Below are 25,762 nucleotides of genomic sequence, written 5' to 3' on the forward strand. Positions count from 1 at the left end.
AAGGGGGAGGTTTGAGGGAGATTCGAGGGAGAGCGCACAAGTTCGCGGTGGTCGCGCGGTCAAGGTGGAATGATTCGAGGATATTGCCGAACGAGGGGACGGCGGGGCGTGTCCGAACCGAATCACCAACTGAGCGCCGCGCGGACTCGGATCCGCTCCGCGACGACCGGGCATCCACTGAACCGGTCAGAACTCGCGGACGCGGTGAATGCGTGGGTGTATCGCCAGACCGGCCGGGTAATCCAGCTCTCCGGCAATTACGTGGGCAAGCTGGAACGCGGTGTCTTCCGCTGGCCGAGTGCTGATTTCCGCGCGGGGCTGCGGGCAGTCCTGGGCGTCGCGACGGATGCTGAACTCGGCTTTCGGCCCGCCGAGCGCGGCAGCGGCGTGGTTAGCATGGGGGCAGATACGAAGGACCCGTCGATGTTCCTGCCGAGCGCAGGAAAAGAGGTTGATGACGTGCTCCGCCGGACCTTCCTACTCAGCGCGTCAGCCGCTGGCGTGGGCGCGGTGCTCGGCTTGGAATCGGCGCGGCATGGATTCAACCGCACGATGTCGGATGGGGTGTCGGTTGATCTGGACGACTGGCATGAGGTGGTACGCGAATACGGATCCGCATACGTCACGCACACTGCGGCCGAACTGCACGAAATGCTCTTGGTAGATGTGCTGGGCCTCCAGATGGCGCTGAGCATGTCAGCGGGTGAGGGAGCGCGGCGGGAATTGTACAAAATCGGCGCGTTGCTGAGTCAGTACATGGCGCAAGCGATCGGTGACTGTGGACGGCGGCGTGAGGCCGTGCGCTGGTGGCGTACCGCGCGCAAGGCGGCTGACCTTTCAGGAGACCTGCACGCGATGGCATACATCCGGGGTCGCAAGGCAATCCGCGCCATCTACGACGGCGAGTCCCCACACGTCATCATCGAGAACATCGCAGAAGCTGACCAACTCATTGCCAACGGCCCAATTATCGGGCGGCCGAGTCTGCTCGCTGCTCGCGCGCAGTCGCACGCACTACTCGGCAACGCTGACGATGCCGAGGTGTCGTTGATTGCGTTACGGGAGACGTTCGCCGAGTTGCCAGCCACAGTGGCGAACGATCACGGCTGGCACTGCTGGGCGTATCCTGAGGAACGAGTCAGGTTCGCGGAAAGCTTCGTGTACTCCCATCTCGGTGAGACCGAAAAGGCCGAGAAAGCACAGTCAGCGGCGCTTGCCCTGTACCCGCCGAATAGTCGCCGCGGACCTGTGCAGATAGAGTTGCAGCGCGCGCTATGTCAGGTGTGTAGCGGCGACCTGAGCGCGGGAACGGCATACGCGACAACGACTTTGGATGAACTCCCGACCGAGCACCGTACGCGTTTCGTCATGGGTTTGGGAGAACAGGTGCTTGCCGCCGTGCCACCCGACCAACGGCGCATACCGACAGCCCGCGAGCTGCATGAACTCCTGTGCAACGATGCACTCGGTGCGCAGCGGGCGATCGAACAATGAAGGCCGACGCCGATAACAGCCCGTTGAGTATCGAGCGCCACGACGCTGCCGGGACGATGGCACTGGCTGACGAACTCAAGGCTGTCTATCTCGCCTCACACCGGGATCAGCAAGCCGACCCGTGGTACAGCCCCGCGAGGTTCTGGGAACGGTTGGAAGAACTGTACGCACCCATCCCAAGTTTCGAGCTTGTCGCCGGACGAGTTGGCGGCCGGATGGCCGGTTACGCATTCGGCACCCCGTATGGCAGACCGCAAGTGGTCTGGGACAAGGCCGTACACGTTTACCCCGAACTCCCGCTTGAAACGTCTGGGCCGGTGTACATCTTCCGAGAGTTCGCCGTTCACCCCGACTATCAGGGACACGGATACGCACGAATCATCCACGATGCGTTGCTATCCGGACGCCCGGAGCCGTTGGCCTATCTACTCGTCCGAGTCGGCAATCCAGCCAAAGCGGCGTACGAGTCCTGGGGTTGGCGAGTGATCGGGCAAGACCAGCCGTTTCCCGATTCGCCGATGATGGACGAAATGGTCAAGACGACGCGTTGAATCGTGCTATGGCGGTTGGGCTGTGGCGGTTTCCCGCGAGATGTACGGCAGTATCGGCGCAAATCGCCGTTTCGTGGCGCTTATTAGATCCCGGTCGCACAGGTCCGCAATCGGACGTACGCGCTGCACCATCGGCTTGTCGGCGAGCTGACCCGGTACGGGCGAACTCATCGCACTCCCGACGCACCGTCGTGCTGCGGTCTGGATCTGTTCGCCGCCGAGCCCGGCTCGGCATTCGAACAGGCGCTGTGGCAACTCGGGAATCGGTAGCCCGGCTCGCAGTTGGGACATTCCATTCGTTCAGTCGACTGTCCAGGGCCGCAGTTTCTCCGGATTCCGGATCGCCCAGATGCGAGTGATCCGCCCGTCGGCGATGTCGAAGGCGTAAACCGACACGATAGTGTCGGCGAGCTGCGCCACCAGGCCGGGCTGGCCGTTCACCGTGCGCTCGAGCAGCGTCACCTCGGGGCCTCGGGCGGCAATTTCGATCCAGGCGCGCGCGATCTGCTCACCGCCGATGATCGGTTGGCGGAAGGCCGGGGCCAGGCCGCCGCTATCGGCGGTCGCGGTCGCGGTCGGATCGAGCAAATTGATCAGGGCCTCGATATCACTTGTCTCCCAGGCCCGTTTGAAGTCCCTGACCACCTCGGAGCGCTGGGCGCTCGACGGGCCCCGCGATGTGTCGATGCGGCGGCGGGCAGAGGAGGCGAGCTGGCGGCAGGCCGCCGGAGTGCGGCCGACAACGTCGGCGACCTCGGCGAAGGAGTAGCGGAAGACGTCGTGCAGGACGAACGCCACCCGCTCGGCCGGTGTCATGGAATCGAGCACGACGAGGAAGGCCATACTGATCGACTCGTCGAGGGTGACCCGGTCGGCCGGATCGGTGGGGGCCGGACCACCGAACCATTCGGAGTGGCCGGGAATCGGCTCCGGAATCCATTCGCCCACGTACCGTTCCCGCCTGGCTCGCGCCGAGCCGAGCAGATCGAGGCAGATCCGGCCGGCGACCGTCGTCAACCAAGCGCCTGGCACCGCCACCTCATGACGCTGCCGCTCGGATAGCGCGTACCAGCGCACATACGTCTCCTGCACCACATCCTCGGCCTCAGCGAGCGAACCGAGCAGCCGATAGGCGAGATTGATCAGCTGACGGCGTTCACTGATCACCGAGCGCAGTTGCGGATCGGTCATGGTGTTCGGCTCCTTCGGTCGATGCTTCCCTCACCGAATCCGACGAAATAGCGACCCGAACTGTGAGACGACCTGACATTCCGACCGCCTACATCGTCGGGAGGTCGTGACAGTTTCAGCAGAGCAGGAGTTGCGGACATGATCAGAATCGCCATCATTCTCGGCAGTACCCGGCCCAACCGCAATGGTCCGCAGGTGGCCCAGTGGGTTCTCGACTCGGCATCGCGCCACAGCGATGCCGAGTTCGAACTGATCGACCTGCGCGACCACCCGCTACCGCATCTCGACGAGCCGGTGCCGCCGATGTTCGGCCCGTCGGTCCATGAACACACCCGCGCGTGGGCCGAGCGGATCGCCCCCTTCGACGGGTTCGTGATCGTGACCCCGGAGTACAACCACGGCCTCCCTGGCGTACTGAAGAACGCCATCGACCACCTATTCCAGGAATGGGCCGGCAAGCCGGTCGGATTCGTCTCCTACGGTGCGGGTGGCGGCGTCCACGCGGTGGACCAGCTGCGGCTGATCTGCAGCACGCTGAGCATGGCAGGCGTGGGCCCCCAGGTCACGATCTCGCTGCACCACGACTTCGAGAACTTCACCACCTTCACGCCCGGCGACCGGCACGTCACAGCCCTGAAGACGCTGTTGGATCAGCTCGTCGCATGGAGCAACGCACTCGCGCCGTTGCGGCAACCCGGCACCGATACCGCGCACACCGACGAAGGAGCCAATCGTGACGACACCGAACGACTTTCAGCCACTCGCTGACCGAACCGAAACGCGACGCGAGGTGGATGAGGCCAAGGTTCGCCAGCAAATCGACAAGATAGTCGCAGCACTGCACGCCAAGGATCTCGAGGCCCTCGAGCAGATGTACACAGCCGACGTCGTGTCATTCGATGTCGAGCCGCCGCTCCAGCATGTCGGCATAGTGGCGAAACTCGAGAATTGGACGAGGGTGTTCGCGGTCTTCGAAAGCGTGAGCTACGAGGTGCGCGACCTGACACTCACGATGGGCGATGAAGTGGCATTCGGGCACGCCTTCGCTCGTCTCAGCGGCACATTGCGAAACGGGTCGACGACGAGCGGTATGTGGGTCAGAGTCACCTACGGCCTCCGGAAAATCGACGACACGTGGCTGATCGCGCACGACCAAGTCTCGGTGCCGCTCGACATCCCGAGCGGGAAAGGAGTAGTCGACCTCGAGCCGGTGACGAAAATCTAGGACCTGCTCCCGACATCGACGAAGCCCCTGCGCGGGGCTTTCGTCAACGTCGAGGTAATCGGACCTATCCGCGGCAGTACCGCTCGATGAATCGGCGCAGAATCACGCTGGGCACCGTGATCGATTCCCGATGACCGAGCTCGATCAGATCCTCGGCCTCATGCGGTTCGAAATAGCCTGCGTGCCGATAAACTTCGATGCGCAAAGCCAGCCCATCGCTGTCCAATTCGGGATGGAATTGGGTCGCGTACACGTGCTGCCCGACGCGAATCATCTGGACCGGGCAATCGGCCGATACGGCCAGCAGCACCGCACCGGGCGGCACCTCCTGACAGGCCTCCTTGTGTCCGACGAACGCTCGGAATGTCTGTGGAATACCTGCTAGCAGCGGGTCCGTGCGGCCGTGCTCGGTCAGATCGATGGTCTGTGCGCCGACCGGTTCACCGTATTTCTGGACGCTCACCTCGCCGCCGAGCACATCCGCGAGGATGCCCAATCCGTAGCAGGCACCCAGATAGGGGAAATCCCGGCCGACGACCTCGGTCATCAGCTTCTTCAGCTTGGGTTCGAATGTCCGCTGGTACCCGTATTTCTGCTCGTCCGGACTGCTGACATTGCTCGGCCCGCCGCCGACGATGACCGCCGAGTAATCGTCGAGATTGATATCCGGGAATTCCTGATCCATCTGCACCCGGACCGTGTCCCCCTCGGCGAGGTCGGCCATGCGCAGGACGGCGCGGTATTCGTCATCCGCAGCGGGTCGCTCCGGCCGCAACTGCAGAACTAGACACGGCTTGGTCATGCTTCAGATTGTGGAAGATCGGCGGTCAGTTTTCATCCAGGACCGCCTGTAAGAATTCGCGAGTCCGATCCTGCCGGGGATCGGTGAAGATTCGTTCCGGGTCACCGTCCTCGAGCACCCGCCCCGCGTCGAACATCATTACGCGATCGGAAACCTTTCGGGCGAACTGCATTTCGTGGGTGACACAAAGGAAGGTGATCTCGGTATCGGCCGCGATATCGGCCAGCAGATGCAGAACCCCGGTCACCAACTCCGGGTCGAGCGCCGAGGTCACCTCGTCGAGCAGCAGCACTTCCGGCTCCATGGCCAGCGCCCTGGCAATGGCGACTCGCTGCTGCTGACCACCGGACAGGTGCGCGGGACGGGCGTCGATCTTGTCGGTGAGTCCGACCAGTTCGAGCAACTTTCGCGCCCGGTCCTCGGCGGCGTCCTTGGACTGGCCGAGACCGCGGACCGGGCCCTCGGTGACATTGCGCAGCACGGTCATATTCGGGAACAGATTGAACTGCTGGAACACCATCCCGATCTTGCGGCGCATCCGGCGCAGGTGCGCCGGGCCGGCGGGCACCAGTTTGTCACCGCGCCGCTGGTGACTGAGCAATTCCCCGCCCACCTCGATAGTGCCCGCGTCTATCCGCTCGAGCCCCATGAGCAGACGCAGAATGGTGGTCTTGCCGGAGCCCGACGGCCCGATCAAAGTGACGAATTCACCTGGCGCAATGGCGAAATCGAGTTCGTCCAGGCACACCGTGGCGCCGTAGCGCTTTTCCACACCGGTGAACCGGATCATCGGTTCAGACACGTCGTTCCAACTTTCGTACCAGGATCGAGCACGGATAGCTCAGCGCGAGGAAGGTCAGACCGGCCGCGAACCAGGCCTCGGGTCCCGCGCCGCCGGTATCGGCGGCGTATTCGGTTTTGACCTGATACACCATGTCCAGAATGACGATCGAGGACAGCAGCGGCACCTCTTTGAACATGGCGATCGTGTAATTGCCGAGCGCGGGCAGCACCCGCGGCACCGCCTGCGGCAGAATCACATCGACCCAGGTGCGCGTGCGCGGCAGATTCAGCGCCGTAGCCGCCTCCCATTGCGCAGCGGGCACCGCCTCGATGCCCGCGCGGAACACCTCCGAGGTGTAGCAAGCATAGTGCACGCCAAGTGCCGTCACACCGACCACCAGCCGTTGGGTGTCGATGGACAGCCCACCGAGCAGATCCGGACGCACCACCCAGTACAAGAAAAAGATCTGTACCAAAAGCGGTGTGCTGCGGATGAATTCGATGAATGCCCACAGCAGCTGATCGATCACCGGAATCCGCAGCCGCCGAATCACGGCGAAGATCAGACCGAGCACATACGCGACCAGCGACCCGAGCAGGGTGTACTGGATCGTGACGATCAGCCCGTCCCAAATGAAGGGAAAGGCGTCGAAGAAGCGGTCCCACCGCCATTTCTCCATCAGACCCCCACATGTGCCGAGAGTCGAATACTCGAAAGCTTCGGCCGCCGCCCGACCCGCCGCGCCGCCAACAACTCCAGCACCCGCATGATCACCGTGATCACCACCGCGATCAGCAGGTACACGACCAGCTGAATCCCGTAGATGACACCGAGCTCGCGAGAGAACGCTGGTACCGCACGCAGTTCATCGGCCTTCTTGAAAACCTCCGGCACCGCGATAAAGCTCAGCAGCGCAGTTGCTTTCACGAGCTGAATGAATAGGTTGTTGAACGACGGCAGCATCTCCACCACGGCCTGCGGCAGGATTACCCGCCACATGCGTTGCGCCGGTGACAGATTCAGCGCGATCGCGGCTTCGACCTGTGCCTGCGGCACGGATCCGATCGCACCCCTGACTATTTCGGCACCGTAGGCGCCGTGATTGAGACCGAGCACGATAATGCCGATGACCAGCAGCCCCTTCGCCGTCGCACCGAGCGATACTCCGAAAAAAATCGGTATCGCCACCGCGAAGAAGAACAGCTGCACCACCTCCGAGCTGCCCCGGAACCCCTCCACATAGATGCGGGTGACGAACCGCACCGGCAGATACGGCGACAGCATGGCGATTCCGGCGACGAAGGACAGCACGACGGTCAGCGCGATGCCGCCAACCGCCGCCCACAGCGTGAAAGGAAGACCCTGGAGAACCCGCTCGAGGTAGGTCGAGAAATGCGGCGACACGAGGTCAAGCCGTGCAGTACTGCTCGGCCGTGGCCGCCGGATCCGCCTCGTTCGCCTTGGTCAGGCCGAACGGCTCCACCAGCTTCAACCATTCACCGCTTTCGTGCAGTGCGCGCAGCTCGCGGTTGAAGTCCTCGCGGAACTTGTCGTCGCCGATGCGGAAGTTGAAGGTGCCGACATCCGGCTTATTGCCGAAGCGGAAGGACGGGCCGACCGCCAAATTGGCGTCCGGATTGTTCTTCACCAGCCATGCGGCCGTGACGTCCAGCATCGCCGCACCATAGACGTCCTTGTTGCGTACCGCGCGCAGGATGTCGTCCTGTTTGGCCATCGGCTCGATGAGTTGCGATGGCACGCCCGAGGATTGTGCGTAACCGTTCTCGACCGCGCCACCCAGCGTGGCTATCCGGACGTTCTCCCGAGTGATGTCCTCGAACTTGTTGATATTGCGTGGGTTGCCTTCCGGCACCAGGAATGACGAGCCGACTTGATAGTCGGGCGTGGCGAATGCCGAACTCGCACAACGCTTCGGATTGATGAACATGCCCGCCGCGACGAATGCGTAGTTCTTGGCCCGAACACCGTCGATCAATCCGTCGAAATCGGTTACTACGCCTTCGATTTCGTTTATGCCGAGTCGTTTCAATACCGCGCGGGCGACGGTCGGCGCATATCCGGTCAGCTGGCCGTCCGCACCGAGGAAGCCCCACGGCGCCTCGTTGGCGAAGCCGACCTTGATCTTGCCCGAGGATTTCGCATCCTCGTATGTCACGGCTGCCGCATCGTCGCCGCCCAATCCACAGCCCGCTACGACCACAAGGCTGGCCGCAGCCACCGCCGCGGCCATGGCGCGACGCAATCGCCTGCGTGCACCCCCGAATTCGAACTTCATGACCCAGTCCTTCCGCAGACACGCGAGTCGCCCCATGCTCTCGGATGAACTTTGCGATCGGCCTACCGAATTCTTTGCGGTCACATGACGATACGGATCTAAGGTTGTGCGAATACCGGCCCGATCTCGACCAATTCGGCCGCACGGTGCGCAATGGCACTGCCGAGTTCACCGGTCGTCGCGGTGCCGCCGAGATCCGGTGTGCGAATTCGACCTTCGCGCAGGACATCGCAGACCGCGTGATCGACTGCCGCGGCAGCCGCGTGTTCGCCCAAGTGCTCCAACAGCATTGCTCCGGCAAGAATCTGCGCGACTGGATTCGCAATGCCCTGGCCGGCGATATCGGGCGCACTACCGTGTACTGCCTCGAACATCGACGGTGCCGTCCGCTCGGGGTTGATATTGCCCGATGGGGCGAGACCGAGGCCACCTGTCACCGCGGCGGCCAGGTCGGACAGGATATCGCCGAAGAGATTCGATCCGACGATCACATCGAGCCGATCCGGATGCAGCACGATTTCGGCGGCCAGCGCGTCGACATGCAGCTGCCGGGTCTCCACCTGCGGATATTCCGAGGCAATGCGCTCGAAGATGCTGTCCCAGTACGGCATCGAGTGCAGCAGCCCATTCGATTTGGTGGCCGAGCACAAGCGGCCGTCGCGTTCGAGGGCCCGTTCGAAGGCGTACCGGATGATCCGTTCGCAGCCGACCCGCGTGAAGATCGATTCCTGCCGGACGAATTCATCGGTGCGGCCGGGATGGTGCATGCCGCCGATCGCGGAGTATTCGCCCTCGGAATTCTCCCGCACGATCAGGATGTCCAGGTCTTCGGCGGTACGGTCACGCAAGGCCGATTCGGTGCCGGGCAACAGTCGGACCGGACGCAGATTCACGTACTGGGCGAAGGCGCGACGCAGCGGAATCAGCAAACCCCACAGCGAAATATGATCGGGTACACCGGGAAAGCCGACCGCACCGAGCAGGATCGCGTCGAATCCGGCCAGTTGACCGGGCGCGTCGGCGGGCATCATCGCTCCGGTGCGCAGGTAATTCTCACAGGACCAGTCGAATTCGGTCCATTCGATACCGTGCAGCACCGCGTCCAGTACCGCTACCGCCTCGGCTGTGACATCGACACCGATGCCGTCGCCGGGAATCGTAGCTATCCGATACGTCGCCCGACCGCCACCCCGCATGGAAGCGCTCCGCGCTGCTGTACTCATATCCGCACTCCGATGTATTTGGTCTCCAGGAATTCGTCTATGCCGGTGAGTCCGCCCTCACGGCCGAGCCCGGATTCTTTCACGCCGCCGAACGGTGCGGCGGGGTTGGACACTACTCCCTGGTTCAAGCCGACCATGCCGGATTCCAGTGCCTCACACACCCGCAGTCCGCGCCGCAGATTTTCGGTGAAAACATAGCTCACCAATCCGTATGGCGTGTTATTCGCGCGTGCGACGGCTTCGTCTTCGGTATCGAATGCGGCGATCGCTGCGACCGGTCCGAAGATCTCGGTGTGGCACATCTCGGCGTCATCGGGAACATCGGTCAATACCGTTGCGGGATAGAAGTTTCCGAGACCCTCGCAGGCAACGCCGCCGGTACGCACGGTGGCCCCGCGGCGAACCGCATCGGCGACCAGACTGGTCACCTTGGCCACCGCATCGGCGTCGATCAGCGGGCCGACGACGACTCCCGGTTCGGTCCCACGCCCCATCGGCAGCGCCGTCAGCCGGTCCGCGAGCCGAGTCGCGAATTCGTCAACGACACCGCGCTGCACGAAGATTCGGTTCGCAGCAGTGCACGCCTGCCCGATATTGCGCATCTTCGCCGCGAGCGCGCCCTCTACGGCCTCATCCAGGTCCGCATCGTCGAATACGATGAACGGCGCATTCCCGCCGAGCTCCATCGAGGTGCGCATCACGGTCCGTGCGCACTGCTCGAGCAGCAACTTTCCGACGGCGGTCGAACCGGTGAACGACAGCTTGCGCGAACGGCTGTCCAGAATCAGCGGCGTCATGACCGCCGCCGGATCGGATGTGGTGATCACATTGACGACCCCCGCCGGGACGCCGACTCGATCCAGGATGTCGGCCAGCGCCAGCATCGAAAGTGGTGTCTGCTCAGCGGGTTTCACGATGCAGGTGCATCCTGCGGCCAATGCCGGACCGATCTTGCGGGTCCCCATGGCCATCGGGAAGTTCCACGGCGTGATGAGCAGGCTCGGACCGACCGGCTGTCTGGTCACCAGGAAGCGCGAACCACCCCCGGGTGCAGGCATGTACCCACCGTCCAGACGGACCGCTTCTTCGGCGAACCACCGGAAAAACTCTGCCGCATAAGCAATTTCACCGCGCGCCTCGGCCAGTGGCTTACCCATTTCCAGCGTCGTGATCAGCGCGAGTCGTTCGGTATCGGCGAGCAGTGCCCGGTGCGCGTCCATGAGGATGTCGCTGCGCTGCCTCGGCGTCGTTCGCGCCCACTCCGCCTGTGCCCGATCGGCCGCGGCCAGGGCGTCCAGTCCATCGGTCGCATCGGCATCGGCCACCGCACAGAGCAACTGGCCGGTTGCCGGATCGGTGACCGGGAGCGTAGCGGCTGTTCCGCGCCACCCGCCGTCGATGAACAGTCCGGTCGGAACCGTGTCGATCGCGGCGCGTTCGGCTGCGGTCAGGGCGGTTTCGGTGAGCATGTGAGCTCCTTTTCATTCCCGACGCGGCCTTCGGCCATTGCTGTGAACCCCGCGCCCATGTTATGCATATTGTCAACAATCCGACAATAGACAATCAGCGGATACGCGCCCGGGAGGCGGACCATGACCGAGTTATCCCCCGTTCTCAAGCAGGCCACCCCGGTAACCGTCGACCACGGATCGGGCTGCTACCTCTACGGCACCGACGGCCGCCGCTATCTCGACTTCACCGCGGGCATCGGCGTAACCAGCACCGGCCACTGCCATCCGCACGTGGTCGCCGCGGCCCAGGCCCAGGTCGCCAGCCTGATCCACGGCCAATACACCACCGTCATGCACCGGCCGCTGCTCGAACTCATCGAGCGACTCGGCACGGTGCTGCCCGAAGGTCTGGACACGCTGTTCTTCGCCAACTCCGGCAGCGAGGCGGTCGAGGCCGCACTGCGCCTGGCCCGCCAGGCCACCGGACGGCCGAATATCGTTGTCTTCCAAGGCGGATTCCACGGTCGCACCGTCGCGGCGGCGACCATGACGACCTCGGGCACCCGCTTCTCCGCAGGATTCAGCCCGCTGATGTCCGGTGTGCACGTGGCACCATTCCCCACCGCCCACCGCTACGGCTGGACCGAGGCCGAGGCCACCGACTTCGCACTGCGCGAACTCGACTACCTCTTCGCCACCGTCACCTCCCCCGCCGAAACCGCCGCATTCGTGGTCGAACCCATGCTCGGCGAGGGCGGCTACATCCCCGGCAACGCCACGTTCTTCCGTGGGCTGCGCGAACGCGCGGACCGGCACGGCATTCTGCTGATCTTCGACGAGATCCAGACCGGCTTCGGCCGGACCGGGAAGTTCTTCGGGCATCAGCACTTCGACGTCCGGCCCGATGTCATCACCATCGCGAAGGGCCTGGCCAGCGGGTTCCCGCTGTCCGGAATCGCAGCCCCACGCGAGCTGATGGCCAAGGCCTGGCCGGGCTCGCAGGGCGGCACCTACGGCGGCAACGCGGTGGCCTGCGCGGCGGCGATCGCCACACTCGAAGTGATCGAATCGGAGGCGCTGGTGGACAACGCCGCCGCGCGCGGCACGCAACTGCTGACCGGACTACGCGAGAGCGCCACCAAGGCGATCGGCGACGTGCGCGGTCTCGGACTGCTCTGTGGCACCGAATTCACCACCACCACAGGCGAACCCGATACCGCGACCGCCGTCACGGCCCAGCGGCTCGCGGTCGAGAAGGGACTACTGCTGCTCACCTGCGGTGCGTATATGAACGTGGTGCGGATGATCCCACCGCTGATCGTGACCGATACCCAGATCGACGATGCGCTCGCGATCTGGTCCACCGTCCTCGCCGAACTCCCCGCATGACCAGGAGCCAGAACCGATGCCCCGCTACATCTCGATCACACTGACCAAGGCGGGCATCACCTGCCGAGCCCGACTGCTCGACGCGGAGGCACCGCGGACCTGCGCGGCCGTATGGGACGCGCTGCCACAAGAAGGCGACGCCTTCCACGCCAAATACGCCCGCAACGAGGTGTACACCCTGCTGCCCAGGATCGTTGCGGCACCGCACCGGGAGAACCCGACCGTCACCCCCATTCCCGGCGACGTGTGCCTGTTCGATTTCGAAGCATGGGAGATCGGCAACCCGGCCTACGGCTACCAGCCCGGCACGACAGCACACCACGAGCAGGGCGCCACCGACCTCGCTTTGTTCTACGGCCGCAACAACTTACTGATCAACGGGGACATGGGCTGGGTACCCGGAAACGTCTTCGCCACCATCGAAGACAGCCTCACCGATATCGCGACGGCCTGCAACACGCTCTGGCTACACGGCGTCCAAGGCGAAACCTTGGCATTCGCCCGCGTCTGAGAATCTGGCTGCGCATCTGGTGGCCGGTGCGCTGAGGGGCAGCCGGTACGACTGGACACTGATGCCTTTCCGGTTAGCCGATCGGCTGGCATCCTGACCTGGCGACACACCGGAAGTGGTTGGGGTGCAACGAGAAAGCGCGTAACCCCGAATATGAAGGTGGTCGTCGGCGCGGCAAGGCCGAAGGGTGATAGCTTCGACGGCATGTCCAGCTCGGATGAGAAGACTGTCGGCTTGGCCTTGGTCACCTACCAGAGCGCTGAGGATTTACCTGGATTCCTGGAGTCGCTTCCGGCGGCGGTGCAGCCGTACGCGGTTGATGTGATCGGCATCGACAATGTTTCTACCGACGGCAGCGCAGACATCGTCGAAGGATTCGGCGGCCGAGTTATCCGCAATACGCGCAATGTCGGCTTGGCCGCAGCGATCAATCAGGGCGCCGCTGCAACCCGCGCAGAATGGATTCTCGTCGCCAATCCCGACACCAATCTCGTGCCTGGCTCAATCGCGGCTCTGGTCGAGACCGCGACGACGGACCAACGGATCGGGATGATCGGTCCGCGTATCGCACGGTTGGACGGCGCACCGTACCCGAGCGGGCGGCGGTTTCCGTCGCTGGCGGTCGGCATCACACACGCGTTGCTGGGTGGAATCTGGCCGGGCAATCCGGCGACTCGTCGCTACTTCGGTGCGCCCGTCACCGAAGTGAGCGATGTGGACTGGATTTCTGGTTGCTGCATGTTGTTTCGGCGCGAGGCGTTCGAAGCGGTAGGCGGATTCGACGACCGCTACTTCCTCTACTTCGAGGAAACCAAGATGGCCCTTGACATGCACCGTGGCGGATGGCGGGTCGTCCTGGACCCGAACGTGGAGATCCGCCACCGCGAGGGCGGCAGTATGCGGTCCGCGCCATTCCGAAAAGTCCGCTCTCACCACCGCAGTGCCCTGCGGTTCTACTGCGATTATCACAAGGGATCACCTTGGATCGTGTTCGCGCCGCTGGTCGCGGCCGGACTGATCGTTCGTGGTTTGGCGGCGGTGACCCGGACCGCGCTGCTCCAGTGGATGAGGAACCGCTAGACGAACGGCTGCTCGTCTAGGCCGACACCGGCCCGTAGGTCGTCAAGGAGCTTGTGGACGACAGTGTTGCCGGTGCGGGAGCTGGGCATGCACTGGTCGCAGTCGTCGTTGATCCGCATGTTCGAGGCGAATGCCCGTACCCTGCGTTTCCAGGGACTCCTGGATGATCGACTGCAGTCCTCTTCGGTGACCGATCCCGAGGACGCGACTCAGCCCAGGACGTGTTCGGCGTAGCGGGCGACCGCGAGGACCAGATCATCGGAGTGGCGCGGTCCGATGATCTGGAGTCCGACCGGCAGCCCCGCGGCGGTCTTGCCCGCGGGGATGCTGATCGCGGGCTGTTGGGTCATATTGAACGGATAGGTGAACGGCGTCCACTGCGGCCAGCCGTCGAGCCCGCTGCCGGGCGGGACATCGTGCCCCGCCTCGAATGCGGTGATCGGCATCGTCGGGGTGATCAGCAGGTCGTAGGTGTCATGGAAGGCGCCCATGGTGATGCCCAGTTGGGCGGCAACCGCGCGAGCGTCGAGATAGTCGACGGCGCTGACGGTTTCGCCGCGCTCCCACACCGTGCGCAGTCCCGTGTCCACCTTCTCGCGCGCGCCGTCCGGGAATTTCGCCAACATGGTCGCCGCACCGGCGGCCCACAGCACTTCGAAGGCGTCGCGCGGGTCTTCGAAACCTGGATCTGTGGCGATGACCCGCAGCTCGGCATCGGCCAGCCGCCGCACCGCCGAATCCACGATCGCGGCAACCTCCGGGTCGACCTGCGCATAACCGAGCGTCGGCGAGTAGGCGACGGTGAGCCCACGCACCTCACGCGATATCTGGCCGCGGAAGGTCGCCACCGTGGGCGGCAGCGCGGTCGGATCGCGCGGATCGGGCAGCGCCAGAATGTCCATGAGCAGCGCGGCATCCTCGACCGTCCTGGTCATCGGCCCGGCGTGTGCCAGCGGACCGAACGGGCTCGCCGGATACAGCGGGACCCTGCCGTGCGTCGGCTTGAAACCGACGATGCCGCAGAACGCGGCCGGAATGCGAATGCTCCCACCGCCGTCCGTGCCGACCGACACCGGACCCATCCCCGCCGCCACCGCAGCCGCGCTGCCGCCGGAGGATCCGCCCGAGGTTGTCGTGGGATCGACCGGGTTGCGGGTGATGCCGGTCAGCGGGCTGTCGGTGACCCCCTTCCAAGCGATTTCGGGCGTCGTCGTCTTCCCGAGGAACACCATCCCGTCCTCGCGCAGCCGGGCCGTGACCGGGCTGTCCACTTGCCACGGACCACTCGGATCGACCGACGTGCTGCCACGCCGAGTCGGCCAGCCCTCGGTCAGGAAAATGTCCTTGATCGAAATCGGTACGCCGTCCAGCAGCCCGCGGGCGTAACCCGAATTCCAGCGCGCCTCCGAATCTTTCGCCTGCACCAGTGCGCGATCCGGATCGACCAGACAGTAGGCATTCACCTCACCGTCGCGCGCCGCGATGGCTTCCAGAATTGCCTCGGTCGCCTCGACCGGGGACAGGGTGCCGGCCGCGTAGGCCGAGACCAATTCGACGGCGGTCATCGCGGCCGGTTGCGTATTGCTGTCCGGATAACTCATGGCAGGGCTCCTTCAGCCGGGCACGTACCCCAGCTCTTTATCGACCACGTTGTCCAAAGTCCGGCCGGCGATCCAATTATCGAAATTGCGGGTGAACGCCGTGACGACCTCGGTTCGCCAGCCGCTGAAATCACCCGAATTATGCGGAGTAATAAGCACGTTCGGCAGATCCCACAGCGGATGCCGCGCCGGCAGCGGTTCCGGATCCACCACATCGAGTGCCGCCCCGGCTATCGATCCGGTGCTGAGTGCGGCGAGAAGGTCGTCGGTCACAACGAGTTCCCCACGGCCGACATTGACAAACCTCGCATGTGGTTTCATCGCGGCGAATACCTTGGCATCGAACATTTCCCGGGTCTGCGGCGTCAACGGCGCGACCGCGACGACGTAATCGGCAATGGGAAGTTCGGCGAGCAGGTCAGTGCTCACAGTGCCGAAATCCGGGTCGGTGGCCCGCGCCCGGCGTCCCACCGCCCGCACGGTCATACCGGCCGCGCGCAATAACCGCGCGATAGCTCGACCGATCGAGCCGGTTCCGACTATCAGGACGCAGGCGCCCGAAATGCGTTCGGATTCGCGGTGCCGCCATTCGTGCCGTTGCTGCAAGCGCAGCGACCCGGACAAATCCTTGGCGAAACCGAGGATCTGCCCCAAGACGTATTCCGCGATGGCCGTATCGAATACGCCACGTGTATTGGTGACCACGACCTCGCTTTCCCGAAGTTCGGGGAACATCACCGGATCCACCCCGGTCGAACCCATATGCAGCCAGCGCAAACGATCGGCCGTGTGCCAGGCCCCGGGGATCGCGCGAGTCAGGAAGTCGTAGACGAACAACGCGTCGGCGCCGCGCAGTGCGTCGGCGAGTCCGGGCGCTTCCGTGTACCGTACTTCGGCTCGATCGGCCACGGGGGCCATGAGGTCCGCGTCGGGCACACTGTCACTGTGCAGGACGGTGACAATCGGGCCCTGTTCCACATTGACACACTAAAATCACATCGTATGATTGTCAACAATCCGATCGTTCTCGGAGGTCTGACGGCTGAGCGCGAGAGGGGCCGCATTGGAACTCGGCTTTCCCGATATCGAAGGGCCCGTTGCACAACGGGGGATCGGGATCATCGCACCGTTCGACCTCGCACTCGAACGCGAACTCTGGCGCTGGGCGCCGCTCGACGTCAGCCTGCACCTGGCCCGCACGCCGTATGAACCGGTGCCGGTTTCGATGGCGATGGCCGAACTGGTCTCCAACCCGGTACATCTGACGGCGGCGACGCGCGATGTGATGCATGTCGAGCCGGAAGTCGTTGCCTACCTGTGTACTTCGGGCAGTTTCATCCGGGGGCTCGCCTATGAGAGGTCACTGCGCGACACCATCTGCCGGGCCGGAGCGCAGGACGCCGTCACCACTTCCGGCGCGCTCGTGGAGGCGATCCAACATCTGGACATCAGCAGAGTCTCGGTCCTCACCCCCTACGACGAAATCCTCACCCACAAACTGCACGACTTCCTCGCCGAGGCGGGCTGCACCGTAATCCGTTCGGACCACCTGGGATTGGGCGGCGGCATCTGGAAGGTCAACTACCGCACCATCGCCGAACGCATCGTCGGCGCGGACGACCCGCAGGCCCAGGCGATCTTTGTCAGCTGCACCAACCTGCCCACCTACGACGTCATCGAGCCGCTCGAACAGGCGCTCGGCAAACCCGTACTCACGGCGAATCAGCTCACCATGTGGGCCTGCCTGGGCCGGATGAAGCTGCCGATGACCGGTCCGGGAAAGTGGCTACTCAACGTTTTCTGATTGGAAGAACATGCAGGCACCCACCGTCGGATTCATCTATCCGGACCACGCGGCCGAGGACGACTACCCGCTCGCCGCGTCGCTGCTCGGCGTGCGATTGCCGGTGGCCCACATCTACGGCACCGATCTGCACGCCATTCCGGAACTGCTCGATCTGGGCAGTCCGGACAAACTGCGCCACGGCGCCGCACTGCTCGCATCGGACAAGCCCGACGCCGTCGTCTGGGCTTGCACCTCAGGGAGTTTCGTATACGGACCGCAGGGTGCGCGGGAACAGGTGCGCGAGCTGGCTTCGGCTGCACGAGTACCGGCCTCGAGCACCAGCCTCGCCTTTGTCGCGGCAGCGCAGGCGCTCGACGTGCGCCGCGTCGCGATCGCAGCGAGCTATCCGGACGAGGTGGCGCGGCTGTTCGTGGAGTTTCTGGCCGATGCCGGAATCGACGTGGTCGCCCTCTCCAGCGCAGGTATCGACACGGCCGCGGAAGTCGGCACCTTGACCGCCGAGCAGGTGCGCGAGCTGGCGGCCGCCAACGATCATCCCGACGCGCAAGCGCTGCTGATCCCGGACACCGCCATGCACACCCTCGGGGTATTGCCGGAACTCGAGGCCCGCTTGGGCAAGATCGTGTTGACGGCCAATCAGGTCACCATCTGGGAGGGCCTGCGACTTACCGGCAGCACGGTGGCATCCGGGGTGCTCGGCTCTCTCTTCTCGGAAAGGCATATCCATGTCGGTCGTTGATTTCGAGCCGGTGAACCGGCAGTCGACGGCGGAAATGATCGCCGACCGGCTCCGCGAAGCGATCATGCGCGGCAATCTCGCCCCGGGCGCCCAACTCGGCGAGGCCGACCTCGCAACCCGATTCGGCGTATCGCGCGGCCCGGTCCGCGAAGCACTGCAGCGCCTGCTCACCGAGGGCCTGCTGTACAGCATCCGCAACCGCGGCATCTTCGTCATCGAACTGACCATCGACGACGTCGTCGACATCTACCGCGCCCGAACCGCCATCGAAGGCGGCGCCCTCGCCCTCATCCTCGACGGCCGCCGAGATATCACCTATGCGGCTTTGGAACACAGCGTCACCGCCATGTGCGCCCAGGCCGAAAACGGCGACGCCGCAGGCGTTTCCGACGCCGACCAAGCCTTCCACGAGGCCCTCGTAAACAGCGCGGGCAGCCCCCGCCTGGTCCGCGCCGCCCGCACACTTTTGATCGAAACCCGAATGTGCTTGGGGGCGTTGCAAACAACGTATCCGGACCTGCGTGAACAAGCACGAGAGCACGTCGAACTGCGCGATGCGATCGGCTCGGGGCCAGTGCGCAGGGCACGCACGTTACTGGTCGAGCACATGGATGACGCGGTCCAGCGCCTGCACCACCAGTACACCCTCGGTGAGCAGGCAACCTGAACATCTCGCCGGTGCTGCCCGGCTATCGTCACTGCCGCCGATCATGACCGCCTGCTGCGCGGTCCGCGCCGACATTCAGACGTTCTCGACCGTGATGTCCTCGTAGACGATCGTCACCGCTTCCCTCACCGGACTGTTCGCTCCGGCATCCAGCGACGGCCCCGCCGGTCGGACGCCCGAGCGCGCGCCAAGTACACCGCTTGACCGGCTTTCTTGTTCGGGTCCAGCACCATCAACGTGATGTCTCGGCGAGCATCATCCATATCTCGCATGGTCATGGTGGTACCCGCACCGTGGCACTCGCGCCGAAATCGGTGGCGCAGTTCTACACCGAAACTTTGCAAGCGCTGGACGAACTCGGGTTCGAGACCCGAATTCAAGGGCACCCCAATGAAGTCGAATTGTCGATCCCGTTCGCTGAGGACACCCAGCACGCCTCCTACGATCCGACGTCCGCGCGTGCGTACTGGCGGCAACTCGTCCATGCCAACCGCCCGCTCAACGAGTTTCGCTCCGAACTGTACCGGCAAGACCAGTCCGGTTCATTTCTATTGGAGCGCAATGGATCTTGCTTACACACGCTTTTCAGGACGGATCGCTCCCGAACACAGCGGCGGCGCACCGCACTGCGCCGACTGGGCCATGGTGGAGGGCGATGCACACGAACTCAGCAGCTGCGGATTCTGGCCCGGCGGCGCGGAAGGCGCGTTCTACGCCTATGCCTATCCTGAACCCGACGGCTACCGCGAACGCCGCCTGCAGGTGCCCGGCGCAATCTACGACCCCGACCTGGGTGAATTCGTCCTACCTATGAACGGTCCGCACCGCGAACGATCCGAACGCCCGAGTTCCTCCACGAAACATATGAGGCCGCAGCCGAACTCGGCCATCGGGATCGCCGCACACTCGAATGCGATCCACATCGGTGGGCTCAAAGCGAGCCGCCACGCCCTGGTCACTGCGCTGACCGTCCGCCACCGGAAACGCTCGAGCACCTCACGGCGCTTGCGCGGGTACGTTGTCGATCGCACACAACTTCTCGCCCGGCCCGTGCTGGCGCAAATGACTGCTGGGGCGCGAAACTCGGGCCAACGCTTGCTATCTCGGATCCGACGATAGGGCGGACCGACGGCCACATCAAAGGCGCCGAATAGACTAGCGTGGCAAGCATGGGCTTCGACAATGAAAAGACTCCGACCGTGGAACCCGGTTCTCCCGTCGACCTGCGGCAGAATCAGCCCCACACCGCCCGAATGTATGACTACTACCTCGGCGGCAAGGACCATTACACCGCGGACGAGGCGGCGGCTGAACAGGTCGTGGGCATCTGGCCGGGAGTGCGGGTGGCCGCCCACCAGAACAGGGCCTTCATACACCGCGTGACACGGTTCCTTGCAAACGCGGGCATTCGTCAATTCCTCGATATCGGAACCGGTATCCCGACCGAGCCGAACCTGCATCAGGTGGCCCAACAGGTTGCGCCTGACGCGCGAGTCGTCTACGTCGACAACGATCCGATCGTGCTCGTCCACGCCAGGGCATTGATGGTCAGTTCACATGAGGGGCGTACCAACTATGTCTCCGCTGACGTCACGACACCCGAAAAGATCCTCAACGCCCCAGGATTGCTCGAGACACTGGACCTGACCCAACCGGTCGCGCTCAGTCTCAACGCCCTGATGCATTTCATCCCCGACGAGCAGGATGCCTACGGCATCGTCGATACTCTGATGGCCGAGCTCGTTCCTGGCTCGTATTTGGTGATGACACACGTCACGCCCGACTTCGATCCGACGGCAATAGCTACCGTGGTCGAAATCTACCGTCGCAGCGGCCTGCCATGCCAAGTTCGAAGCCGAGACGAATTCATGCGGTTCTTCCAGGGACTAGAGCTGGTCGATCCCGGTGTAGAGGTGCCGCACCGCTGGCACCCGGACGGTCTCGCACCCCCGAAGAAAATGGACGCGCAGGTGTCCGCCTACGCGGGCGTTGCACGCAAGTAATACAACCCCCGACCCTGGAGACACCGACCCGGGACGAGGCACGGTTGTCGGTGATCAGCCAGGCATCGATACGGTCGCCGGGCTCGGCACCCGGACCGCCGTCGAACGTGATCCGCCGCCTGGACGAGAGCAACAGCAGCCCATCGGGACGGTACCGCGGCGAGTCGATACCCCTCGGTCCCAGGACGACACCGCCCTCACACGTGGTCGACCAAACCTTTGGCACCCTCGGACACGGCACAGTGCGCGCAGCAGAAGAATCGACCATCTGACTCCACTCCGTGGCCGATGATCTTGCAGTCGCAATGCTCGCAGATAGGTGCCATGCGGTGGATCGCACACTCGAAGCAGTCGAAGACATGCCGCGTTCCCTGAGCTTCGACGACGATCGGCATAGCGTAATCGTTACCGCAAACCTCACATGCGCTCATGGAACCGTAGGCTACTTCGCGGAACCGGCACCATGTTGCTACTTTCGGATTATGTGCGCCTGACCAGCTCGATCTGCGCGGTGGAGGTCATCGCCCCTAGGTCGCCGGGTCAACCTTTCTCCCGTAGACAAACTTGTTCTCGGTTCTGTTCGGGTATCCCTTCTCCTCCGCACCCAGAACACCGCCGGTTCGCTGTGCATGCCCTACGCCGTCTACAGCGACGCCGTGGGTCACGTCGAGCACGCGTTGTACGAAGTGGACGCGATCGTGGGGTTCGATTGGACGAATTGGGACGGTGTCCGGCGGCATCGAGGCGGCCAGGGTCTGGCCGATGCCCCGGTCGCCGAGGCCTGCCGAATACTGACCGCGATAATACGAGCCGAGCGATTCAGCGACGGAACGATCGGGCACGCGCTCGACGACGGCACGTTCCAGGCAGCCCTGCTGCGCCTTCGCAAGTGGTACGACGGCATAGCGACGATCCACGCCGAGCACATCCACGCACCACTAGGCCAGTCGTGGATCTCGCGACGCATCAGCGCGTTCCGCCGGTTCCAGGCGGTGCTCCGAGAGTGAGCTGACGGTTCACGTCGATACCTACACATGCTGCGACCTGCGCGGCTCGAAGCGACCAGACGCCAACACAGACTCCGAGTCGGAAGGACGGTTCACGAGGAGAAGACGTCAGTCCTGCTGGCGGACTACCGCATTGGGCTTTCGGCACGCACTCGCATGCCGCCTATCGCGCGGTTGGCCTGGATGCGCGCTCATGGCCGCTTAGCCCGTTTCCCGTGGATGCACCACCACACCGCGCCAGAGATCGTCAACGCGGAGGAGAACAGGAGTACCGCTGTGCCGTATCTGAAGTCAGCTCTGGTGATATGGCTGCGGGAGCCAGTCCATATCAGGATGAAGGCGACCGCGGTGGCGAACACGGATCCGACGACTTCGATGCATGCGAGGACGAGCAAAGCTGCAAGCTTTTGCGGGGTCTGGACTCTCTCGAACATCAGACACGCGGCGAGCAGCAGCAGAACCGCTCCGATGAGCAGCACCCAAACGCCTGGCGTGCCGAACTGACGCGACCCCATCAGCGAGTACGTAGCGTCGAAATGGGGGTCGTGCGCCAGTGGGAGAAAGAGCCCGAAAAGGACTCCGAGACCACCCAACCCCACCATCGCTCGGCCCAAGCCGCGCCCTGCTGCCTCATCGCTGGGGAGCTGGGGCAGCGGATGCACAGCCGCGGACTCATCGTTGCTCGACATGGTGATCGAGTCTGCCAGCTGGTTGGTCTGTTGCCGAGTTGTATTGAGCGACGAAAGCTGTATCTATTCAGCCCAATTGCGACCCACCGGTCTTGTCTGGGACATGAACGAACGTCCGTATACGCCGCATGGGGGCGCTGTACGAGGCGGCCGCGCGGCACGCCCAAAGATCAACGGACCGAGATCATCTCGGTAACCGCGCAAACCGAACTTCCGGAACTGCCAATTCGGGACGGATAGCCAGGGTGGCATGTGCGCCCGCTGCCCAGTCGAAGGCCCGGCGCGATACTCGAGTAGGTGCTGCACGAGTCGAGGAAAGCTCTACATAACCTCGATCCGCGCAGGCTCGGGGAGCGCCCGTGGCCGTTCATCCGTATACCAGGCGTACTCGATTCCGCTGAGCCTGCCGTTCTCGACCCACAGGATGACCTCACCGACGGGTGCCCCGTTGCGGTCCGTGACCGCTCCGCTGGCAAAGATCCCGTCCGTCGATCCGGACGTTGGCACCGCACCGGGCGGCACCGACAGGTCAACGCTGGGTGAACCGTCACCCCAGGTCGCCACGACCTGCGCGAACGGGATCTGCAACAGTAACTCGCCCGCACCGGCGGCGCCGGACGACAGCAGCTTGGTGACGACGCCGGACTCGAGCTCGGTGAGCGCCCGCGGCTGAATCGGTGTGGCACTCATCAGCCCTCCTGGTAGGTGGTGTTACTTGAACCGCTTGATCAAGACATCGGCCGGGTTCGGTAGCGACACTGGGCACTGGTCTGTGTGCCACGCGTACTCGAGCCCGTGTAGAAACCCATCCTCTGCCCAAAGGGTGATGAATCCAGTGACAGTCCCGCGCGGGTCGGTCACTTCACCGGATACCGGCAACTCGCCATCTTCGAAGCTCGACTTCGGCGCATCGGAAGAGACATGCAGATAGAGACTCGGCGACCCGTCGCTCCACTTGGCAGCCACCCGAGTGTGCGCGATTTGTGATACGAACTCACTCGCACCGGGAAAGTCGACCGACAACAATTTCCGAATGATCGACTCTTCCAACGAAGAGAGCGGGCGTGGCATTGTCGATGTTCCATTCATATTTCCTCACCTTCCAAAGCGTTAGGGAATTGCCGTACTGATCTTGAATACACCGTCAATCATCGCGCGCCCAATTGCGTCCGGAACTCCAGAATCGCGGAGCGATGGTCGCGGCAGGATTTGGCGAGGTCCTTGTATAGGGTGAGCACGCCCTCGGCGGACGCTTTCAGCTCCCGGATGTCCTCATCGGCGAGGGAGGCATCGGGAGCGGTTTCGCTCTCGAATGTCTTCGCCAGCTGGTCCAGCAACGTCGGCAGGTTGCCCACCCCCGATTCGGCGGAGGCGAGCTTGTCCCAGGAATCGGCGGCGGTCTGCAAGTCGTGGGGTTCCCCATCGGGCATCGACACGCCGAAATCCTCGAGCGCCGACACCGCGAACCCGACATCGTCGAACAGGCCACTACCCGGCCCGCCTGCCGAGGGCGGCGGTGTCACGCATACCGACCATGCCGGTAACAAATCCGCTGGTTTCGTCGGTTCCGGTCGACCGGTTCCCGCAACGTAATCCGCGAGAGCGTGGTTGTAGCCGAGCTGATTCAGTATGCCGGCGTAGTTGCCCATCGCGGTGACGAGCAGCTCGGTCATACTCCTCGCCGTGGTAACGGTCGAATCGTAGGACGTCGCCCATGCTTTGGATTCGCCCACATTGCCGCCCATATTCGCGGTTTCGCTCAGCGCGGCGATCTGTGTGGAGAAGATCCGCTGACACGCGGTGGCGTACGAATACGCTCGCAAGCCGATACGGCGCCAGTGCCGGAAATATCATCAAACTGCTCGCACCGATTCAGGTCGAAGACAAACCGGTTGTGGCGTGGTCGCTGAACGAGGTGCAACGCATCCGAAGCGGGCTCCGTGGCGACAGGCTCGCCGTCGCGAACGGTATTACCGATCTGGTCGATCTACCGTTGGCCACCGGATCCCGGATCGGCGAGACGACGGCGTTGAAGTGGAAGCACCTCGATCTCTACGCCAACAAGCCCACGGTGCTCGTTGAGGGGACCGTCGTCCGAATACGCGGCGGCGGGATGATCATCCAACCGCATCCCAAGGGTGGCCCGAATGGCAAACGCCGACTGCTGCTGCCTGAGTGGGCTGTGGAGGCTGACTGCCCGCCGCCAGTTGGATAACCGCATGAGCCCGAAGATCTCGTGTTCCCATCCCAACAAGGGACCCTGCGCGATCCTCGCAATGCCCGCAAGCAACTACAGCAGGCACTCGATCGGAGTCACCGGGATACCCCAGAAACCCCCCACGCGGCGCGCAAGACCGTCGGCACGCATCTGGCCGAAGGCACCGACGGCGGGCAATCCGATATCGGTGTAGCGGCCGCCCAACTAGGCAACACCGAAGCGGTGACACGACGGCACTACGTCCAACGCACCCATCAAGGTCCCGACGCCAGCAATCGCTTCGCGGCCTCCGCTCTGCCGGATGAGCAAAGACGGGATTGCCGCATCGAGCCGAACATGGCCATTGTGAGTGACCAGCGACGCCTGACATCGGTCATCACTGTTTAGCAAACAGCCAGCTCCCGATGCCCTGGTCAGCCAGGGCGTCGGGCGGCGGAGCCAGCAAGATGTACCCACAATTTGAAAAAGGTGAGTAACTGGTGACCTGGGCGACTAAGCACTCCAAACACCGTCCGCAAGCCCTTGACCTGGATATTTGTGGGGCGGGCGGGGCTCGAACCCGCGACCAATGGATTATGAGATCAAACACTCTCGGCGCTGTGCACACCAGCAAAGAACCTGCATGTCACAGAGCATTTCACCATAATCTATTGGTGTTCAAAGTCGCGATGAAACCACATGCCACAGGGGCCAGCGATCACGGCGAACTCTTCACGATTATGCCGATGCTCGCACGCAGGAACTGTACAAGCTCATGGCCTACGTCCCGCCCGCCGAGTAACCGCACCCAGCCCCGAAGCCCCGGCCGAGAGTTTCAGCCGGGGCTTCGTCATGTCCACCGCCGGTCGGCCACTGTCCCCTGACCGTTCCCCTGGGCTTTCCTCCACAGGCACAACGCGCTGGGCGTACGCTCTCCAGCCGAGGAAGGGCTTTGCCTGTCGTGAAATCGACTGCCCATCAGTCGATCTTGGTTCGGTGTGACATGGCCTGCGATGTGAGAAGCTGCGCAACTCGTGGAATGACCTGGGCGCTGC

At 63.7% G+C, this 25,762-nt stretch carries 29 protein-coding genes and 1 pseudogene; 16 read left to right on the top strand and 14 right to left on the bottom strand.

Translation table 11 applies throughout. The annotated features are described in order from the left end of the window. Positions 1-216 precede the first annotated feature (216 nt). On the top strand, positions 217-1,494 hold the full coding sequence (locus ACQPXH_RS24380; RefSeq protein ID WP_433598818.1) for a hypothetical protein: 1,278 nt from the start codon (positions 217-219) through the stop codon (positions 1,492-1,494). Further along, entirely contained in the window at positions 1,491-2,045 is a 555-nt protein-coding gene (locus ACQPXH_RS24385) for a GNAT family N-acetyltransferase (RefSeq protein WP_433598819.1), read from the top strand. Before ACQPXH_RS24380 ends, ACQPXH_RS24385 begins: the two co-directional genes overlap by 4 nt. 300 nt (positions 2,046-2,345) lie before the next feature. On the opposite strand, the gene sigJ is transcribed toward ACQPXH_RS24385, so the two are convergent. Further along, the gene (gene sigJ, locus ACQPXH_RS24390) at positions 2,346-3,236 is read right to left on the bottom strand and encodes an RNA polymerase sigma factor SigJ (protein ID WP_433598820.1); all 891 of its coding nucleotides are present in this window, start codon (positions 3,234-3,236) and stop codon (positions 2,346-2,348) included. A 138-nt stretch (positions 3,237-3,374) separates the two neighbouring features. Between sigJ and ACQPXH_RS24395 the strand changes: the two genes are divergently transcribed. Together ACQPXH_RS24395 and ACQPXH_RS24400 are read left to right on the top strand one after the other, a co-directional pair. Beyond that, a complete protein-coding gene (locus tag ACQPXH_RS24395) occupies positions 3,375-4,004 on the top strand; it encodes an NADPH-dependent FMN reductase (protein WP_433598821.1) in 630 nt (209 codons plus the stop codon). Next, positions 3,970-4,461, top strand: coding sequence for a YybH family protein (locus tag ACQPXH_RS24400; protein ID WP_433598822.1), 492 nt, complete (start codon positions 3,970-3,972; stop codon positions 4,459-4,461). The genes ACQPXH_RS24395 and ACQPXH_RS24400 overlap by 35 nt, the downstream gene beginning before the upstream one ends. A 64-nt stretch (positions 4,462-4,525) precedes the next feature. Here the strand turns inward: ACQPXH_RS24400 and ACQPXH_RS24405 are convergent, their stop codons facing one another. The 7 genes from ACQPXH_RS24405 to ACQPXH_RS24435 all read right to left on the bottom strand — a co-directional run bounded on the left by ACQPXH_RS24405 (position 4,526) and on the right by ACQPXH_RS24435 (position 11,035). Further along, positions 4,526-5,263, bottom strand: coding sequence for a glutamine amidotransferase (locus ACQPXH_RS24405; protein ID WP_433598823.1), 738 nt, complete (start codon positions 5,261-5,263; stop codon positions 4,526-4,528). A 25-nt stretch (positions 5,264-5,288) separates the two neighbouring features. Then, positions 5,289-6,053 (bottom strand): ectoine/hydroxyectoine ABC transporter ATP-binding protein EhuA, encoded by a 765-nt coding sequence (gene ehuA, locus ACQPXH_RS24410; protein ID WP_433603568.1) that lies wholly within the window; start codon positions 6,051-6,053, stop codon positions 5,289-5,291. A 4-nt stretch (positions 6,054-6,057) separates the two neighbouring features. Then, a complete protein-coding gene (gene ehuD / locus ACQPXH_RS24415) occupies positions 6,058-6,726 on the bottom strand; it encodes an ectoine/hydroxyectoine ABC transporter permease subunit EhuD (RefSeq protein WP_433598824.1) in 669 nt (222 codons plus the stop codon). Next, positions 6,726-7,451 carry an amino acid ABC transporter permease gene (locus tag ACQPXH_RS24420; RefSeq protein ID WP_433598825.1) on the bottom strand — a complete coding sequence of 242 codons (726 nt, stop codon included), beginning with the start codon at positions 7,449-7,451 and terminating at the stop codon, positions 6,726-6,728. The genes ehuD and ACQPXH_RS24420 overlap by 1 nt, the downstream gene beginning before the upstream one ends. A gap of 4 nt (positions 7,452-7,455) precedes the next feature. Continuing rightward, positions 7,456-8,343 carry an ectoine/hydroxyectoine ABC transporter substrate-binding protein EhuB gene (gene ehuB / locus ACQPXH_RS24425; protein WP_433598826.1) on the bottom strand — a complete coding sequence of 296 codons (888 nt, stop codon included), beginning with the start codon at positions 8,341-8,343 and terminating at the stop codon, positions 7,456-7,458. A gap of 98 nt (positions 8,344-8,441) precedes the next feature. Further along, positions 8,442-9,539 (bottom strand): tartrate dehydrogenase, encoded by a 1,098-nt coding sequence (locus tag ACQPXH_RS24430; protein ID WP_433603570.1) that lies wholly within the window; start codon positions 9,537-9,539, stop codon positions 8,442-8,444. Between the two features lie 23 nt (positions 9,540-9,562). Next, a complete protein-coding gene (locus ACQPXH_RS24435; protein WP_433598827.1) occupies positions 9,563-11,035 on the bottom strand; it encodes an NAD-dependent succinate-semialdehyde dehydrogenase in 1,473 nt (490 codons plus the stop codon). 123 nt (positions 11,036-11,158) lie between these two features. Here ACQPXH_RS24435 and ACQPXH_RS24440 point away from each other — a divergent pair, with 123 nt between their 5' ends. From ACQPXH_RS24440 to ACQPXH_RS24450, 3 genes are all read left to right on the top strand, one after another. Then, on the top strand, positions 11,159-12,406 hold the full coding sequence (locus ACQPXH_RS24440) for an aspartate aminotransferase family protein (RefSeq protein ID WP_433598828.1): 1,248 nt from the start codon (positions 11,159-11,161) through the stop codon (positions 12,404-12,406). A 16-nt stretch (positions 12,407-12,422) separates the two neighbouring features. Next, positions 12,423-12,917: a DUF3830 family protein gene (locus ACQPXH_RS24445; RefSeq protein WP_433598829.1), complete on the top strand. Its 495-nt coding sequence runs from the start codon at positions 12,423-12,425 to the stop codon at positions 12,915-12,917. A gap of 204 nt (positions 12,918-13,121) precedes the next feature. Continuing rightward, positions 13,122-13,997: a glycosyltransferase family 2 protein gene (locus tag ACQPXH_RS24450; RefSeq protein ID WP_433598830.1), complete on the top strand. Its 876-nt coding sequence runs from the start codon at positions 13,122-13,124 to the stop codon at positions 13,995-13,997. A 209-nt stretch (positions 13,998-14,206) separates the two neighbouring features. Here the strand turns inward: ACQPXH_RS24450 and ACQPXH_RS24455 are convergent, their stop codons facing one another. Together ACQPXH_RS24455 and ACQPXH_RS24460 are read right to left on the bottom strand one after the other, a co-directional pair. Beyond that, positions 14,207-15,598: an amidase gene (locus ACQPXH_RS24455; protein ID WP_433598831.1), complete on the bottom strand. Its 1,392-nt coding sequence runs from the start codon at positions 15,596-15,598 to the stop codon at positions 14,207-14,209. Positions 15,599-15,610: 12 nt separating this feature from the next. Then, the gene (locus ACQPXH_RS24460; RefSeq protein ID WP_433598832.1) at positions 15,611-16,576 is read right to left on the bottom strand and encodes a D-2-hydroxyacid dehydrogenase; all 966 of its coding nucleotides are present in this window, start codon (positions 16,574-16,576) and stop codon (positions 15,611-15,613) included. An 85-nt stretch (positions 16,577-16,661) separates the two neighbouring features. Between ACQPXH_RS24460 and ACQPXH_RS24465 the strand changes: the two genes are divergently transcribed. The 6 genes and pseudogenes from ACQPXH_RS24465 (at position 16,662) to ACQPXH_RS24490 (ending at position 20,814) form a co-directional block, all read left to right on the top strand. Further along, positions 16,662-17,402 (top strand): maleate cis-trans isomerase family protein, encoded by a 741-nt coding sequence (locus ACQPXH_RS24465; RefSeq protein ID WP_063040696.1) that lies wholly within the window; start codon positions 16,662-16,664, stop codon positions 17,400-17,402. A gap of 10 nt (positions 17,403-17,412) precedes the next feature. Further along, a complete protein-coding gene (locus ACQPXH_RS24470) occupies positions 17,413-18,144 on the top strand; it encodes a maleate cis-trans isomerase family protein (protein WP_433598833.1) in 732 nt (243 codons plus the stop codon). Beyond that, positions 18,131-18,811 carry a GntR family transcriptional regulator gene (locus tag ACQPXH_RS24475; RefSeq protein WP_433598834.1) on the top strand — a complete coding sequence of 227 codons (681 nt, stop codon included), beginning with the start codon at positions 18,131-18,133 and terminating at the stop codon, positions 18,809-18,811. The genes ACQPXH_RS24470 and ACQPXH_RS24475 overlap by 14 nt, the downstream gene beginning before the upstream one ends. A gap of 293 nt (positions 18,812-19,104) precedes the next feature. Continuing rightward, positions 19,105-19,254: pseudogene (locus tag ACQPXH_RS24480) on the top strand (DUF5996 family protein); the annotation flags it as partial. A gap of 118 nt (positions 19,255-19,372) precedes the next feature. Further along, complete coding sequence (locus ACQPXH_RS24485) at positions 19,373-19,930, top strand: DUF5996 family protein (RefSeq protein WP_433598835.1); 558 nt, start codon at positions 19,373-19,375, stop codon at positions 19,928-19,930. Positions 19,931-19,980: 50 nt separating this feature from the next. Continuing rightward, a complete protein-coding gene (locus ACQPXH_RS24490; RefSeq protein ID WP_433598836.1) occupies positions 19,981-20,814 on the top strand; it encodes an SAM-dependent methyltransferase in 834 nt (277 codons plus the stop codon). A gap of 197 nt (positions 20,815-21,011) precedes the next feature. Here the strand turns inward: ACQPXH_RS24490 and ACQPXH_RS24495 are convergent, their stop codons facing one another. Continuing rightward, positions 21,012-21,209 carry a hypothetical protein gene (locus ACQPXH_RS24495; RefSeq protein ID WP_433598837.1) on the bottom strand — a complete coding sequence of 66 codons (198 nt, stop codon included), beginning with the start codon at positions 21,207-21,209 and terminating at the stop codon, positions 21,012-21,014. Between the two features lie 234 nt (positions 21,210-21,443). On the opposite strand from ACQPXH_RS24495, the gene ACQPXH_RS24500 reads away from it, so the two are divergent. Next, complete coding sequence (locus ACQPXH_RS24500; protein WP_433598838.1) at positions 21,444-21,821, top strand: DUF6508 domain-containing protein; 378 nt, start codon at positions 21,444-21,446, stop codon at positions 21,819-21,821. A gap of 191 nt (positions 21,822-22,012) precedes the next feature. On the opposite strand, the gene ACQPXH_RS24505 is transcribed toward ACQPXH_RS24500, so the two are convergent. The 3 genes from ACQPXH_RS24505 to ACQPXH_RS24515 all read right to left on the bottom strand — a co-directional run bounded on the left by ACQPXH_RS24505 (position 22,013) and on the right by ACQPXH_RS24515 (position 24,333). Continuing rightward, positions 22,013-22,510: a hypothetical protein gene (locus tag ACQPXH_RS24505; RefSeq protein ID WP_433598839.1), complete on the bottom strand. Its 498-nt coding sequence runs from the start codon at positions 22,508-22,510 to the stop codon at positions 22,013-22,015. Between the two features lie 321 nt (positions 22,511-22,831). Further along, positions 22,832-23,200: a hypothetical protein gene (locus ACQPXH_RS24510; protein ID WP_433598840.1), complete on the bottom strand. Its 369-nt coding sequence runs from the start codon at positions 23,198-23,200 to the stop codon at positions 22,832-22,834. A gap of 458 nt (positions 23,201-23,658) precedes the next feature. Then, positions 23,659-24,333, bottom strand: a complete 675-nt coding sequence (locus ACQPXH_RS24515; protein WP_433598841.1) for a hypothetical protein — start codon at positions 24,331-24,333, stop codon at positions 23,659-23,661. 71 nt (positions 24,334-24,404) lie between these two features. Here ACQPXH_RS24515 and ACQPXH_RS24520 point away from each other — a divergent pair, with 71 nt between their 5' ends. Both ACQPXH_RS24520 and ACQPXH_RS24525 read left to right on the top strand, forming a co-directional pair. Next, positions 24,405-24,725, top strand: a complete 321-nt coding sequence (locus ACQPXH_RS24520) for a hypothetical protein (protein WP_433598842.1) — start codon at positions 24,405-24,407, stop codon at positions 24,723-24,725. Positions 24,726-24,746: 21 nt separating this feature from the next. Next, a complete protein-coding gene (locus ACQPXH_RS24525; RefSeq protein WP_433598843.1) occupies positions 24,747-25,115 on the top strand; it encodes a hypothetical protein in 369 nt (122 codons plus the stop codon). The last annotated feature ends 647 nt before the right edge of the window (positions 25,116-25,762 follow it).

This window comes from Nocardia sp. CA-135953 (genome assembly GCF_050955735.1).
In the GTDB taxonomy this organism is placed as follows: domain Bacteria; phylum Actinomycetota; class Actinomycetes; order Mycobacteriales; family Mycobacteriaceae; genus Nocardia.

Excerpts from the sequence above, each read along its gene's own strand:
- ACQPXH_RS24385 (WP_433598819.1), top strand. The coding sequence starts at position 1,491 with ATGAAGGCCGACGCCGATAACAGCCCGTTGAGTATCGAGCGCCACGAC.
- sigJ (WP_433598820.1), bottom strand. The coding sequence starts at position 3,236 with ATGACCGATCCGCAACTGCGCTCGGTGATCAGTGAACGCCGTCAGCTG.
- ACQPXH_RS24395 (WP_433598821.1), top strand. The coding sequence starts at position 3,375 with ATGATCAGAATCGCCATCATTCTCGGCAGTACCCGGCCCAACCGCAAT.
- ACQPXH_RS24405 (WP_433598823.1), bottom strand. The coding sequence starts at position 5,263 with ATGACCAAGCCGTGTCTAGTTCTGCAGTTGCGGCCGGAGCGACCCGCT.
- ehuA (WP_433603568.1), bottom strand. The coding sequence starts at position 6,053 with ATGATCCGGTTCACCGGTGTGGAAAAGCGCTACGGCGCCACGGTGTGC.
- ehuD (WP_433598824.1), bottom strand. The coding sequence starts at position 6,726 with ATGGAGAAATGGCGGTGGGACCGCTTCTTCGACGCCTTTCCCTTCATT.
- ehuB (WP_433598826.1), bottom strand. The coding sequence starts at position 8,343 with ATGAAGTTCGAATTCGGGGGTGCACGCAGGCGATTGCGTCGCGCCATG.
- ACQPXH_RS24430 (WP_433603570.1), bottom strand. The coding sequence starts at position 9,539 with ATGCGGGGTGGCGGTCGGGCGACGTATCGGATAGCTACGATTCCCGGC.
- ACQPXH_RS24435 (WP_433598827.1), bottom strand. The coding sequence starts at position 11,035 with ATGCTCACCGAAACCGCCCTGACCGCAGCCGAACGCGCCGCGATCGAC.
- ACQPXH_RS24440 (WP_433598828.1), top strand. The coding sequence starts at position 11,159 with ATGACCGAGTTATCCCCCGTTCTCAAGCAGGCCACCCCGGTAACCGTC.
- ACQPXH_RS24445 (WP_433598829.1), top strand. The coding sequence starts at position 12,423 with ATGCCCCGCTACATCTCGATCACACTGACCAAGGCGGGCATCACCTGC.
- ACQPXH_RS24450 (WP_433598830.1), top strand. The coding sequence starts at position 13,122 with ATGTCCAGCTCGGATGAGAAGACTGTCGGCTTGGCCTTGGTCACCTAC.
- ACQPXH_RS24455 (WP_433598831.1), bottom strand. The coding sequence starts at position 15,598 with ATGAGTTATCCGGACAGCAATACGCAACCGGCCGCGATGACCGCCGTC.
- ACQPXH_RS24470 (WP_433598833.1), top strand. The coding sequence starts at position 17,413 with ATGCAGGCACCCACCGTCGGATTCATCTATCCGGACCACGCGGCCGAG.
- ACQPXH_RS24475 (WP_433598834.1), top strand. The coding sequence starts at position 18,131 with ATGTCGGTCGTTGATTTCGAGCCGGTGAACCGGCAGTCGACGGCGGAA.
- ACQPXH_RS24485 (WP_433598835.1), top strand. The coding sequence starts at position 19,373 with ATGGATCTTGCTTACACACGCTTTTCAGGACGGATCGCTCCCGAACAC.
- ACQPXH_RS24490 (WP_433598836.1), top strand. The coding sequence starts at position 19,981 with ATGGGCTTCGACAATGAAAAGACTCCGACCGTGGAACCCGGTTCTCCC.
- ACQPXH_RS24495 (WP_433598837.1), bottom strand. The coding sequence starts at position 21,209 with ATGCCGATCGTCGTCGAAGCTCAGGGAACGCGGCATGTCTTCGACTGC.
- ACQPXH_RS24500 (WP_433598838.1), top strand. The coding sequence starts at position 21,444 with ATGCCCTACGCCGTCTACAGCGACGCCGTGGGTCACGTCGAGCACGCG.
- ACQPXH_RS24505 (WP_433598839.1), bottom strand. The coding sequence starts at position 22,510 with ATGTCGAGCAACGATGAGTCCGCGGCTGTGCATCCGCTGCCCCAGCTC.
- ACQPXH_RS24510 (WP_433598840.1), bottom strand. The coding sequence starts at position 23,200 with ATGAGTGCCACACCGATTCAGCCGCGGGCGCTCACCGAGCTCGAGTCC.